The sequence below is a fragment of the Streptomyces sp. NPDC031111 genome, assembly GCF_055570675.1.
In genome coordinates this window covers 49,226-61,335 of record NZ_JBVIGS010000026.1, presented here as the reverse complement: position 1 = coordinate 61,335, position 12,110 = coordinate 49,226, and the positions used below count along the sequence as shown (strand labels likewise).

Below are 12,110 nucleotides of genomic sequence, written 5' to 3'. Positions count from 1 at the left end.
CGGCCTTGTCCCAGCAGACGCCGGTCTGGACCCTCAGATCCAAGAGCCATTGGTCGATCTCGTGGGACTCGCTCGGGTCGAAGCGGACTGTCGTCGGGATGGCGCCTTCTGCCTTCGGAGCTGGCCGGGGAGTGGGGTCGTACGTCGTCATGCCCAGCCCAACGAGGAGCCGTGCCGTAGGACGTGCGGCACCGTTCCAGGCTGTGTAGACGCGCCTGGCGTCAGCCGTGTCCGCGTGGAACAAGGCGCAGGTGGGCCGGCGGGCTGGGTGGTGCTTCGGGCTGTGGGGCGCGTGTCCAGCCGTGGGCGTGCATGGTCTCGGTCTCCCAGTCCTCGAAGAGCTTGGGGAGCGCCTTCGGGTCGCGGTCGGAGTCGCGGTGCCACTGGATGAACGCGCGGGCGGCGGGGCGGTGGGCGTCGCAGGCTGGGCAGAGTTCCATCCAGACGCCGGTCATCAGCGGGCCGTGCCAGTGCAGCAGGAGTTCGGTGCCACAGCAGGAGCGAGGCCGGACCGGCTGTTCATCTTGATCCCGCTCGGGGTGAAGACGGGCGAGTTCTTCGTTGCTGGTGTTGTCGAGGCTGCCGTCGAAGTTGCCGATGCGGCAGAAGGAGCCATCGGGGCGTACGGCGTAGCGCCAGGTGAACGACATGCAGGGCCCCCTTTCGGGGGTGAGCGTGACGCGAACGGCCACGATCCGCCCGCCTGTCGATCAGCGTCAAGAGGGCTGCACTGCAAGGGGTGGCGGCTGAGCTCCTCCGATGAGCCTGCGCGGATTCTCGGTTCGCAGGCGCTGCCCTGCCGCAGGATGGTCATGCAGGGCACGACCGGAGGGCACAGCGCGGATGAAGTCATCGTGGCCGGTGCCGAGTTGGGGAGGTAAGCAGATGCCTACTGGAGTGGCTGTCGTGTGCGACACCGACGACTGCTTCGCCGTCTACCTGGCGGTGGAGACCGGCTTCGACGAAGACGCGCGCTCTTCTTCTGAGGTGTCGGAGCTGGCGCGCGACGCCGCCCAGGGCGACGGGTGGGTGGTCAGCTTCGGCTTCCGGCAGCCGGTGATGACCTGCCCCGGCTGCGCGGACGGCCGGGGGCCTGTGCGTGAACGCGGGGCCTGTCGGCGGTGCATGGGCCGCGTCGATTCGGAGTCCAGGTGCGTGTACTGCCTGCGCCAGGTGGAGCCCTTGCGGCCCGAGGCGTGACGGCGTCGTTCCGCCGTCGTTGGACAGCACGACGCCATACACCGGGCCCCGGGGATGTCTTCACTCCCCAGGGCCCGTGGTGTGTCCGGACGTGGGTCAGATCTCCCCGGCCTCCGTGGTGGTGAGCCAGCCGGCGGCGTCGGCGTCGGTCATCACAGGAATGGTCATCGTCCGTCGAGGGATTGCGCGGAGGGCGGGAGCGCCAGGTCGAGGAGGGCATTGAGGGTTTGGCGGTCGAGGCCGCTGTCGAGGTTGAGGGAGCGTCGTAGGAGGTCTCCGACGTCCTTGGGGTCGAGCCCGAAGCGCACACGAGCGTCCAGGCAGATCTCGCCGAAGAGTGCGGGGGCAAGTCTGGGCTCTCGCAGGATGTACCAGTCGATGAGGTGCACGACATCGCTTCGGATGTCGCCCAGGAAGACGCCCTTGGAATCGTCGACGTCGTCGGCGTCCCGGGCGAGTCCCCCGAGAACCGCTTCGATGATAGTGGTGCGCACGGCGGCGAGGGGGATGAAGCCGTCGGTGCCGTCGTTGATGGCGACGGCGGGCCACCAGGCCAGGTGCGCGGCCTGCTCCTCGCGCCTCGTACTGCTGCCACGGGTGAAGAGGCGGTTCTTCTTGGATTCCTCAGCGTCCTCGAGGCTGTTGGCGATGATCTTCGTGAGGCGGTTGTGGTCCTCGACCAATCCCCGGGGCTGCTCGGTGCCGAATGCCGTCGTGGCGGACAACAGCTTCTCCGGGCCGTGGGTCCGGCGGTACTGCTCGGCCCAGTCACGGGCGACCGGTCGCGACCACCGTGGCCCCTCGGCCGTCTCGGCCTGGGGCGGGGGCAGGTCCTTCCGCCCGTGTTCCGGATGCGGCAGATCCTCCAGCTTCAGTTCGGCGATCTGCGCCAGGCCGGCGCGGTCGACGAAACGGGCCGGGTCGAGTTCCGGTGCCTGGAGATCGACGGTGCACTGATCGAGCGGCCTGGAGCCGGGCGTGCGATGGGAGGCCCACAGGGCGAGATGCTCACGCCAGTGCGGCAGCGGTCCGTCCAGGGCATGGAAGTCGGCGATCTTCACGACTCGCGCGGTGTGTGACGTCGCCGGGCGGGCCAGGACGTCGATGGCCGTGACGGTGACGGCGTCCACCACCGGCCGCGCGTCGTACCCCTCGTAGGCACGGTCCACGACCTGCTGGGGCCGGTACCAGCGGGTTCCGTCCCACCAGTAGCCGCCATGCCGGTACAGGAACCCGTTGTTCCCGTACATCCACTCGTGGTGCAGGCCGCTCATGTCTTTGTCGCGGATCAGGAGAACGGTCCGTCCATGCTCGGGGTGCTGATGGACCGCCCAGGCGTAGTCACGGTTCTTCGTCTCGGTGGTGAACGCCACCCATCCCCCACCGCGCAGTCGGTCCGTGCGCCCCCACAGCCCCTCACCCTGATTGCGGCCCGTCCGCTCGATCGCGTCAGGATTGTGCAGGAGCAGCCGCTCGTCGTTGATGAACGGCAGGCCGGGAACCGGGTGATCGGTGCGTAACCCGTTGGCAACCGGTTGGATCATGCTCACGAAAGTGCCTTCTTTCTGCGGCTCTCGGGCCACCAGGGCGGATCGCACCCCGGCACGCCTGCTCCACCCCGCGGCATCGGCCTCCGCCATCAGCACCACTGGTATTGCTGTCGGAATGCCGCTGGTAGGGGGCCGCGCCGCCTGCTGATCCGATTTTGACGACATCACCCGAGCGCGTCCGATGAATCACCGAACCCGCGCACGTGGGCCAGATCTATCCGGCCGCCGTGGTGGTGACGGCGGATTCAGCGTCGGTCATCAGCGACACCTGAGCGGGGTGGGCGCCGCCGTCCTGGACGATGTGGACGCAGCCGGGGAGCGGGCCGCTCTTGGGGGCGGGGCCGGCTATCGGAGCGAGCCGCTGCAGGTGACGGCGCTGACCTGGCGTTGTCTCGTGTGTCAGCGGAAGAGTCAGGGTGCGTGTTCCATGTGCTCTTCCAGTTCGACGGCGAGGGCTGGGTCGGGACGCGGGACCAGGCCGTAATCCTCGTCGGTGTCGGCTTCGAGGCGGCACACGGCGTCGGCGATCTTGAAGTGGTCGAGTGCCCAGCTGAGTACGCCGACAGTCGCTCGCGCGGGATCGTCAACGCAGTCGCCAGGAGATTGCTGAGTGACGGCGACCATCGTGGCGGCCACGGCGCGGGGAGGGGAGCAGCTTTCGGTGAGCGGGGTGGGGGGCTGGGTGTAGATGCGTGGGTAGAGGTCGCTGCCGGTGTGGTGGTGGAGTGTGAGGGCTTGGCGGTACCAGAAGCGGGCCATGTTGTCTTCGCTGTACTGGGTGTGGTGCAGGTAGAGGCAGTAGGCAGCGGTGGCGACGCCCGCTCCGGCGGCGAACTGCCACCAGAACTGGGCGCCTTCGGACCGGTCAGAGAGATAGAGAAGACACGCGAAGGTGAGGGCGCCGGCGGGCTCGATACGGGAGCGCTCGTTGACGAGCTGGGCCATCGCCTCCACGGTGTCGGGGTCGCGTACGACCCGGCAGGAGAGTTCAGCAAGGTTCATGGCAGCCCGCCGGTAGACGGGCGGGTTGGATGCGACCGGCTCAGGGCGTGATCGGCCGGCTTCGGCTTTGACTCGGCGGGCGCATTCGTCCATGGCGTCCGTGGCCTGGCTCAGCGCCGCCCGCCGCGCGATCCGGCTGAGCATCGCGTCGCTTTCGGCATCGCTGAAGTCGAGGCCGGCTACTCGTGCGTGCTGCAGCAGGTTGTCGGTGTGGTCCTCCCTGCGGATCATGCGATCTCCTCCGCTTCCGTTTCCTTGCTGTGGTGCATCCCGAGTTCGTGGGCCAGGCGCCGCCGCGCGGCGTGGAGGTGGGAGCGCACGGTCCCCGTCGAGACGCCCATGATCTCGGCGACCATGGTCACGTCGTAGCCCAGGACGAAGCGCATGACGATGACGTCCATCTGCCGTTCGGGCAGCCGAGCGATCGCGGCGTACAGCCCGAGCGAGGACTCCAGCACCTCCAGCTGCCGGCGGGTGGCCATGCGCACCTTGGCAAAGGTCGCCGTCTCCACCAAGGCCGTGCTGCCGTGGCGGAGTACCAGGTGGTTGGCGATGGTGCGACGCAGCACCGAGTGGGCGTAGCGCTGGACGCTGGGCTGGGTGAGAACCTCGGGCCAGGTCTGAAGGAGTTGGACGAAGACCGATTCCGTGGTCTCGATCGCGGTCGTGCGGTCCGCAAGGTGCAGGTACGCGTAGCGGAGGTAGGCGCGGTGGTAACGCTGGTAGAAGGCCTGGAAGTCGAGCGGCGGGTCCGGTACCGGGCTGGTCATCGTGCCTCCTCCGTACGCTCGTCGGAAGGGGTTGGCCCAGCAGGTGCACGGCGTTCGCGGGCGATCTCAGCCGCTCCTACCCGGACCCCGGCCCCCAGAAGTCGCCGTCCGAGCAATGCGATGTCCCGGCCGAAGACGCGTGCCGCGACTGCTGCTGACAGCGCGTCGCCCCATCCCCAATCCACCACGGCTCCCCTATCGGGTCGACGCCGGGCGTGGAGCCCAGCGCGTTATCACTGTATGAAGTCATCCCATCGCACAGAGCCCTCGAACGTTCAGCCGCCCAGCGAGACTTTTCAGTGAACAGGCGCACGCCTGTTCACGCGCGCCCCTCACTTCCTATGAGCGGCGTAAAGCGGTACCAGCGGGCTACCGAGTAGGACATCGCCGGCCGCTCCAAGATGAACCGTGAGGAACTCATCGACGCCCTTACCCGCGCCGGGCGCCGCCAGGAAGCGCGCCGCCTGACCCCGGAATCGTGCTGCGCTCGCCGGGGGCCCTGCCCGAGCCGATGTGGAGCACTCCCGTGCCCGGGCCCGATCTACGACTGGGCTGAGCCGCGGAACCGAAGTGGGACCGGGTTCCGCGCCCTGCTCTCCGTCAACACGGGCCGGATGGTGCTGCACTCCGGGCGCAACACCGACATGGCGGCCTCGTTTCTGGAAACGTTCCCCCTTCATTCGGCCGGTCCGCAGGCCGGATCCGCTACTGCGGTACGACCATTGCCCTCACACGGGTGACGTCCCCGACTCCCAGCCACGTCCAGGCCACTGTGGCCGCTATCAACGGCACATGATCAAAGTGTTGTTGCGCTGGCTCATCACCGCCGCGCTCGCCCTCCCCCTCCCCCTCCTCACCCCCACCGCCGCGCACGCCGCCGAGACTCTCCCCCTGGCCGACGCTGTCACCCGCCTGACCGTGGACACCGAGTCCCGCGACGGCTACGACCGCGACCTCTTTCGCCACTGGAACACCGGCGACGATCCCGCCGACGGCTGCAACACCCGGGCGGAGGTCCTCCTCGACGAGGCCGTCGAACCTCCCACCGTCGGTGCAGGCTGCCGCCTGACCGGCGGCCGCTGGTGGTCCTACTACGACGCCATGTGGGTGACGCTGGCGTCGAGCCTGGACATCGACCACATGGTGCCCCTCGCCGAGGCCTGGGACTCCGGTGCCTCCACCTGGACCGCCCAGCGCCGCGAGAACTACGCCAACGACCAGGGCTCCGCCCAGTCCCTCGTCGCGGTCACCGCCCGCTCCAACCGGTCCAAAGCCGACCAGGACCCCGCCGAATGGCTCCCGCCCGCCACCGACATCCACTGCCGCTACGCCGCGGAATGGGTCGCCACCAAACTCCGCTGGACACTCACCGCCGACACCAGCGAACTGGCCGCCCTCCACAACCTCGCCGGCACCTGCCCCAACCAGACCGTCACCTACGAACTCGCAGCCTAAGGGCTCGCAGAGAATCAACATGTTGGTTTGATCTTCGTGGGGCTGCTGGTGGCGAGGAACGCGGTGACGTCGGCAGGTGTCCGGAACCTGGCTGTCGAGGGTGGGATGGTGCAGTGGTGCTCGGCCAGGAGGGGCTGGACTTGGTGAACGGCCCTGGTGAGGGTGCTGGTGTTGACTCCGAAGAGCTGGGCGAGCAGGTCGCGGGTGCCGAGTTTGCGCAGGTAGAGCACGGTGGCCAGGACTCTGTCGGCGGTGGTCAGCTTGTCCTTGGCCCCAGCGCCCCGGGCACGGATACGTTCGCGTCCTCGCTGCCGGAGTCGCGTAGCCGCGGTCGGCGAAGAGCATGTCGGGCCGCTTGCGTGGTCGGCCGACTACTCCCGCGACAGCTGGGATCTTGTCCAGCAGCGGCAGGAGCTGGGTGATGTCGTTGCGGTTTCCGCCGGTCAGTGACACCGCGAGCGGGATGTCCTGGCCGTCGGTGATGATGTGGTGTTTGCTGTCCGGCCGTGCGCGGTCGACCGGGCTGGGTCCGCTGTTGAGCCTCTGCGTGCGGCCCGGACGTGGGAGGAGTCGATGGATGCGGACAGTGGCCCGGCCGCGTAGGCGGTAGTCGTCGGTGGGGCAGGCCGCTTCCGGGGTGGCCAGCAGGGCGACGATGGTGACGGGCTGATCGCAGTGCGGTCGACCTCGTAGTGATCAAAGAACTCCTCGGCCACGCCCACATCGGTGTCACCGCCGACGTCTACGCCCACGTTCGACTCCGCCTCCAACGTCAAGCCATCGACACATTGAGCCACGCCTCGGCTCCGCCGACGGCGACCCCGATGATCCGCCCGCTGAAGCCGTCGTCGGCTGACGTTGTTGTCGTCAAACGCGTGAGAAGCCCCGCCAGGACCCACCTGACGGGGCTTCACGGGTCACCTATTGCACTCAGATCTCCTTGCCTAGCTCTTCCGCAAGCCCTTCATGCAGGGCTTCATTCTGCTCACGCGTCGATGACCATGCTCGGCTGTAATGAACCAGACGCTTAGCTTCGGCAGCTGAGCAAATCCCCAGATCACTCACCGCACGAATGCAAGCGATTTGCGAGAATCCGTGCCCTTTGAGGTATTCAAGCACGGCTTCGACTCCCATGCCCTCTCTCAGCTTGGGCCGAATCTCCTGCAGAGTCGTCTCGTACTGCGCCTGTCCGATCACCTGGATCCTCCAGAATACCTGGTCAGGTCGATGGTGAAGTCAACCTTATGCCCGACAGGTCCACTCAGTCTCTCTCCCTCAATCCTAAGCGATTCGTACCCCTGCCTAGCCAGCGACGGAGCTATGTCGCCTCGAAGCTCCGAAAGGACTGGACCGACCCCAAGGCTTCCACGCTCAAGGCCGTCCTCCCCATAAACAGCAACGTTGGAAATGGTTACACGCGTACCATTCACTTCCACGTTGCCGCCGATTCCAACTACCCCGTGTGGAGTGCTCATCTCATGCCAGAGGTAATCGCCATCGGCAACATTCGGAAATCCACATGCAGGACCGCCGGAATTATGCACCAAGACCGGCGTATCGCCCGCCAGCGCATAGTACGTGTGGAGGTCGTCAACCGTGAGATTGTACGTGCGAGCCTGCTTCAAGAAGGGGCGGTTGCCGGTGACGATGACTGTCTCACCGGTGTTGGTGAGCAGGGTCATACCGAATTCGAGGTGCCGTGCTTCGACCCAGCGCTTCTCAGAGGGCGACCAGAACGGGTGTTCATGGGTGGCCGTAAGCGCTTCGATTCCGTCCTTGGTGGCGATGGACAATTCGTTGAAGTGCTTGTCGTCCTCAGTGCGGATGAGACGGGTCACTTCCCGCGGTCCGCTTTCTCCAGTTTCTGGGTCTGTGGCAAGAATGTTGTCGCCGACATTGATGTCTTCAATGTCCTTCGTGGTCCCATCGGACATGAGGACGTCCGTGCCAGCAAGGAAGCACTGGCAGTCCACCGAGCGGCCGTTCCTGATTCCCCCCTTACCCGTCCATTCTTCGGCGGCTACCAGAAAGGCGGCCGCTATCTCCCTGCCGATGCTATAGCCGTCAGGACAGCCTTCTCCGTACACCTCACGGCACGCAAAGTTTTTAGCCTTGTAGAGGTACGAGCTTGTCAGTGGGATGCTCAGGTCATAGCAGGTGGGCCCTGAACACCCTGCTGCGAGGTGCTGGTTGAAGACATCTGCCAGAACGGGCAGTTCTTCCCATGTCGCCGGCACCGACAGACCGGCGTGGAGGCCTACTTTGCCGTCCCCGTTCCAGTCGTATCCGTACGATTCACTCGGCGCGTCACTGGGGTTCGCGTAGTAGTAATTCTCGAATGCTTTTGTGAGGCTCTTCTTCTCCTTTTTGGTTCCCCAGTCCGCGTCCGGACAGACGATGGGATCGCAGCCGCCACTGCGTGGCAGGGCGTTGATGAGCCCAGTGGGATCGCTGATGGTGAGGGGGTTGTTGTTCCCGTAGCTATACCCGTTGAGGGACAGGGCGTCTGCAGTGTTGAGGATGGGGTCGACGCTGATGAACTGGCCCAGGGCGGGGTCGTATTCGCGAGCGCCGATGTGGGTCAGGCCTGTGGTTTCGTCCCGGGGCTTGCCCAGGAATCCCTTGTCGTCGGGCCAGGGCCCGTAAACGGGCTTTCCTCTGTTCTTGCCGAAGGGGGTGGTGTAGCGCTTGGTGAAGGACTGGTCGCCTCGGTCGATGGCCAGCTGTGCGGTGCCGTGATGGTCGCTGACGAGGAAGGTGACCTTGTGGCTGCCGGACTGGTTGGTCCGCATGGCAGCGGTGATGCCGTCGGCGGCGTAGTAGCGCTGGGCCCAAGTGGTGCCGTCGGCGCGGAGGTGGAGTTCGGTGGCACCTGCGTAGAGAACGCGTTCGCCGTTTTCGGTGGCGCGGATGAGCAGGGTGCCGTCGGCGGAGTAGAGGTAGTCGGTGGACTGCTCGTTTTCGGTAAGTCGGGTGAGCTTGCCTTGTTCTGACCAGCTCAGATTCTGTGGTTCGGCCTGTCCCGGACGTTGGGTGGTGTTCCCGGTGGTGTCGTAACCGTAGCTGCGTTCTGGGTTGGCGCAGTCGCCCTTGGTGGTGGTGCCGGTGAGAGTGTGGGGCTGGCCAGTGTTGGTGTAACAGTAGGTGGTTTTAGTGGTAGCGGTGGCTGTGTGCTGAGTTTCGGTCGTGCGCTGGCCAGGGGTGTGCTGCACGCGCCGGACTGCGAAGAAGTCCGCAGGGCGCACCGCTGCTCGGTGTGGAGCAGGCGCTGAACGTCGCGGTTGTCCCACACGTAGCGGCGGCGGTCCTGGAAGAGGTCGGTTCGGGTGTCGCGGCCGACGCCGGTGTGGATGCGGACGGTGGCCCGGCCGCGCAGGCGGTAGTCGTCGAAGGTGTAGGTACGGCCGTCCTCGTCCTCGACAGTCCAGCCGTCCAGGTTCACCGCGCGGCGGGTGTTGTTGACTCACGGTTCAGAGAACGATTTGAGCGGTCGTCGTAGCCCGGGGAGTCGTACTGCACATCCGAGATCTCCACGTTCGGCCGGTGGGGCCGGTGTTCGGCCGCCGGCGTCGGCACGGTAAGGACCGCGGTCAGGGCACCGGCACTCAAGGCGGCGGCGGTCAGGCGGCGGGCGGTGATGGACTTCGTCACAGGCTTCCCCTGCATGGTGCGGGCACCACCCCGGACACCAAGACACACAGAGGACTGCAGGTCGGGGCGCCGGTAGGAACTCTGCCATCAGCCGCAGAACGGTGGGTTCTCGAGGCCGAGGTGGGCTGGTCGTCAGGTGAGGTAGGCCGAGAGGGCCGCGATGACGGCAGCAACGAGGGTGAGGACGGCAGCGAAGGCGCTGGCGGCGCGGGCGAGGGCTGCGGGCCAGGTCGCGCCGTCCATACGGGCCAGCATGCCGGCGCCGGCAGCGGTCAGCAGCGCGGCGATGAGAACGACGGCGACGGCGAGAAGAGCAACGGCGACGGTCATAACAGACTCCCTGGACACGGTTGACAGGGACGAAGCTCGCGGAACCGCTGTGCGTCATGGTTCGCAGCGACAAAGATGAACACTGGCGCACACACCACTCGGGGGACCATCGCATGCCCAACCATTCAGATCGCCGCAGCGTGGCACGTGCTGAACTGATCAGGAGACTCGACGAAGGTCGGGCCAGCGTCGGTCTGAATCAGACGCTACTTGCCCGCAAGGCGGGGATAAGCCGTGGGACTGTATCGAAGGCGCTCTCACCCCACGGGGACGTGCCGTCGGTGGACACGGTGACCGTGCTGGCGCGTGTGTTGAAGTTGACGGTGGGTGAACTGCTGGAGCTGCGGCGCATCGCGGCCGGGGAGACGGGTGCGGCGCCGGCCGATGTGTCGGAGCCGGGCCGGCCGATCAGCCAGTGGGAGCCGCACGAACTGGAAGTCCATCCCGCCGGGCCTGGCGACGTCAGCACGTCGGGTGCTGGCAGGGTGCGGGCACTGCCCGGGTATGTGCCCCGTGAGCATGATCAGGTGCTGGCCGATGCGGTGGCGGCGGCCGCGGCAGGCGTCAGCGGGATCGTGGTCCTGGTGGGATCCTCCTCGACGGGCAAGACCCGGGCGTGCTGGCAGGCCGTGCAGCCTCTTACGCAGAAAGGGTGGCGGCTGTGGCATCCCTTCGACCCGACCCGCGCCGAAGCCGCACTGGCGGACCTGCACCGGGTCGGGCCGCAGACGGTGGTCTGGCTCAACGAGGCACAGCACTACCTCGGCGACCGCAGGTGCGGCGAGCGGATTGCGGCGGCCGTGCACCAGCTGCTGATGGACAAGGAACGCGGCCCGGTCCTCGTCCTGGGCACGCTGTGGCCCGAGTACGCCCACGACTACACCGCCCTGCCCGTACCGGGCCGGGATGATCCGTACAGCCGGGTCCGGGAACTGCTGGCCGGCCACACGGCCAGCGTCCCCGACGGGTTCGACACCGCGGCCCTGGCCGCCGCGACGGCCCTTGCCAAGAAGGGGGACACTCTGCTGGCCGACGCCCTCACCCGCACCCACGACTCCGGCCGGATCACCCAGGATCTGGCCGGAGCACCCGAACTCCTGCGCCGCTACGAACAACCCCGCCAGGCCGCCGCCCGCGCCCTGCTGGAAGCAGCGATGGACGCCCGCCGACTCGGCGTCAGCCTCCACCTCCCCCAGGCATTCCTCACCGACGCCGCCCCCGACTACCTCAGCCAGAGCGACTACGACCAGCTCACCGACGACTGGGCAGAACGCGCCTACGCCGAACTCGCTGAACAGGTCCACGGCAAACAGGCACCCCTGCGCCGCACCACACCCCGGCCCCCACAACGCCCGCCTGCCCCCGCCACTGACGCCGACGCCACCGTGCCGTCACCCACAGGCCAGCTGTTCCGGCTCGCCGACTACCTCGAACAACACGGCCGCACCATCCGCAGACCCCACTGCCCGCCCGCATCCTTCTGGCACGCCGCCCACACCCACCTCACATACCCCGACGACCTCAACAGCCTCGCCGAAGAAGCCGAAGCCCGGCACCGCCTGCAATGGGCCCACCACCTCCACCAAAGCGCCGCCAACCACGGCAACACCGACGCTCTGGTCCACCTGGCCCAGATGCGGGAGAAGGCTGGGGACCAGGACGGCGCCGAGACCCTGGCCCGCCAAGCCGCCGACCACGGCAACACTCTTGCCCTGGTCCTCCTGGCCGCGATACGGATGGAGGCCGGGGACCGGAACGGCGCCGAGAGTCTCTACCACCGGGCCGCCGACCACGGCGACACTTTCGCCCTGGTCTACCTGGCCAGGGCCGGGGGCCGGAACGATGCCGAGACCTTGGCCCGCCAAGCCGCCGACCACGGCAACACTCTTGCCCTGGTCCTCCTGGCCGAGTTGCGGGAGAAGGCCGGGGACCGGAACGATGCCGAGACCCTGGCCCGCCAAGCCGCCGACCACGGCAACACCGACGTCCTGGTCCACCTGGCCCAGATGCGGGAGAAGGCCGGGGACCGGGACGATGCCGAGAGTCTTTACCGCCAGGCCGCCGACCACGGCAACACCGACGCCCTGGTCCACCTGGCCCAGATGCGGGAGAAGGCCGGGGACCGGAACGATGCCGAAGCCCTGGCCCGCGA

At 67.2% G+C, this 12,110-nt stretch carries 9 protein-coding genes and 5 pseudogenes; 4 read left to right on the top strand and 10 right to left on the bottom strand.

Annotation, left to right across the window (positions count from 1 at the left end; genetic code table 11):
• Window positions 1-221: 221 nt before the first annotated feature.
• The gene (locus ACZ470_RS35960) at window positions 222-650 is read right to left on the bottom strand and encodes a DUF6300 family protein (RefSeq protein WP_468434148.1); all 429 of its coding nucleotides are present in this window, start codon (window positions 648-650) and stop codon (window positions 222-224) included.
• A 235-nt stretch (window positions 651-885) separates the two neighbouring features.
• On the opposite strand from ACZ470_RS35960, the gene ACZ470_RS35955 reads away from it, so the two are divergent.
• Window positions 886-1,200, top strand: coding sequence for a hypothetical protein (locus ACZ470_RS35955; protein ID WP_468434147.1), 315 nt, complete (start codon window positions 886-888; stop codon window positions 1,198-1,200).
• A gap of 164 nt (window positions 1,201-1,364) precedes the next feature.
• Here ACZ470_RS35955 and ACZ470_RS35950 read toward each other — a convergent pair whose 3' ends face one another.
• The 3 genes from ACZ470_RS35950 to ACZ470_RS35940 form a co-directional block, all read right to left on the bottom strand.
• Window positions 1,365-2,744 carry a hypothetical protein gene (locus tag ACZ470_RS35950; protein WP_468434146.1) on the bottom strand — a complete coding sequence of 460 codons (1,380 nt, stop codon included), beginning with the start codon at window positions 2,742-2,744 and terminating at the stop codon, window positions 1,365-1,367.
• Window positions 2,745-3,161: 417 nt separating this feature from the next.
• Window positions 3,162-3,983: a hypothetical protein gene (locus ACZ470_RS35945; protein ID WP_468434145.1), complete on the bottom strand. Its 822-nt coding sequence runs from the start codon at window positions 3,981-3,983 to the stop codon at window positions 3,162-3,164.
• Entirely contained in the window at window positions 3,980-4,522 is a 543-nt protein-coding gene (locus tag ACZ470_RS35940) for an RNA polymerase sigma factor (RefSeq protein WP_468434144.1), read from the bottom strand. The genes ACZ470_RS35945 and ACZ470_RS35940 overlap by 4 nt, the downstream gene beginning before the upstream one ends.
• 792 nt (window positions 4,523-5,314) lie before the next feature.
• Between ACZ470_RS35940 and ACZ470_RS35935 the strand changes: the two genes are divergently transcribed.
• Window positions 5,315-5,977 carry an HNH endonuclease family protein gene (locus ACZ470_RS35935; protein ID WP_468434143.1) on the top strand — a complete coding sequence of 221 codons (663 nt, stop codon included), beginning with the start codon at window positions 5,315-5,317 and terminating at the stop codon, window positions 5,975-5,977.
• A gap of 14 nt (window positions 5,978-5,991) precedes the next feature.
• Here ACZ470_RS35935 and ACZ470_RS35930 read toward each other — a convergent pair.
• Together ACZ470_RS35930 and ACZ470_RS35925 are read right to left on the bottom strand one after the other, a co-directional pair.
• Window positions 5,992-6,297, bottom strand: a pseudogene (locus ACZ470_RS35930) (helix-turn-helix domain-containing protein); the annotation flags it as partial.
• Window positions 6,275-6,576 (bottom strand): annotated as a pseudogene (locus tag ACZ470_RS35925) (transposase); the annotation flags it as partial. The pseudogenes ACZ470_RS35930 and ACZ470_RS35925, both read right to left, overlap by 23 nt.
• An 81-nt stretch (window positions 6,577-6,657) precedes the next feature.
• Here ACZ470_RS35925 and ACZ470_RS35920 point away from each other — a divergent pair.
• Window positions 6,658-6,833: pseudogene (locus ACZ470_RS35920) on the top strand (site-specific integrase); the annotation flags it as partial.
• Window positions 6,834-6,907: 74 nt separating this feature from the next.
• Here ACZ470_RS35920 and ACZ470_RS35915 read toward each other — a convergent pair.
• From ACZ470_RS35915 to ACZ470_RS35900, 4 genes and pseudogenes are all read right to left on the bottom strand, one after another.
• Complete coding sequence (locus ACZ470_RS35915) at window positions 6,908-7,174, bottom strand: hypothetical protein (protein WP_468434142.1); 267 nt, start codon at window positions 7,172-7,174, stop codon at window positions 6,908-6,910.
• Window positions 7,171-9,174 (bottom strand): annotated as a pseudogene (locus ACZ470_RS35910) (polymorphic toxin-type HINT domain-containing protein); the annotation flags it as partial. The gene ACZ470_RS35915 and the pseudogene ACZ470_RS35910, both read right to left, overlap by 4 nt.
• Window positions 9,175-9,254: 80 nt before the next feature.
• Window positions 9,255-9,643, bottom strand: a pseudogene (locus tag ACZ470_RS35905) (lamin tail domain-containing protein); the annotation flags it as partial.
• Window positions 9,644-9,760: 117 nt separating this feature from the next.
• Window positions 9,761-9,958 carry a hypothetical protein gene (locus ACZ470_RS35900; RefSeq protein WP_468434141.1) on the bottom strand — a complete coding sequence of 66 codons (198 nt, stop codon included), beginning with the start codon at window positions 9,956-9,958 and terminating at the stop codon, window positions 9,761-9,763.
• Between the two features lie 56 nt (window positions 9,959-10,014).
• On the opposite strand from ACZ470_RS35900, the gene ACZ470_RS35895 reads away from it, so the two are divergent.
• Window positions 10,015-12,110: helix-turn-helix domain-containing protein (locus tag ACZ470_RS35895; RefSeq protein WP_468434140.1), on the top strand; the 2,096-nt coding region annotated here is incomplete at its 3' end.

What these genes read in the sequence shown, in the direction of transcription:
- ACZ470_RS35945 (WP_468434145.1), bottom strand. Translation starts at nt 3,983, where the DNA reads ATGATCCGCAGGGAGGACCACACCGACAACCTGCTGCAGCACGCACGA.
- ACZ470_RS35960 (WP_468434148.1), bottom strand. Translation starts at nt 650, where the DNA reads ATGTCGTTCACCTGGCGCTACGCCGTACGCCCCGATGGCTCCTTCTGC.
- ACZ470_RS35955 (WP_468434147.1), top strand. Translation starts at nt 886, where the DNA reads ATGCCTACTGGAGTGGCTGTCGTGTGCGACACCGACGACTGCTTCGCC.
- ACZ470_RS35950 (WP_468434146.1), bottom strand. Translation starts at nt 2,744, where the DNA reads ATGATCCAACCGGTTGCCAACGGGTTACGCACCGATCACCCGGTTCCC.
- ACZ470_RS35940 (WP_468434144.1), bottom strand. Translation starts at nt 4,522, where the DNA reads ATGACCAGCCCGGTACCGGACCCGCCGCTCGACTTCCAGGCCTTCTAC.
- ACZ470_RS35900 (WP_468434141.1), bottom strand. Translation starts at nt 9,958, where the DNA reads ATGACCGTCGCCGTTGCTCTTCTCGCCGTCGCCGTCGTTCTCATCGCC.
- ACZ470_RS35935 (WP_468434143.1), top strand. Translation starts at nt 5,315, where the DNA reads ATGATCAAAGTGTTGTTGCGCTGGCTCATCACCGCCGCGCTCGCCCTC.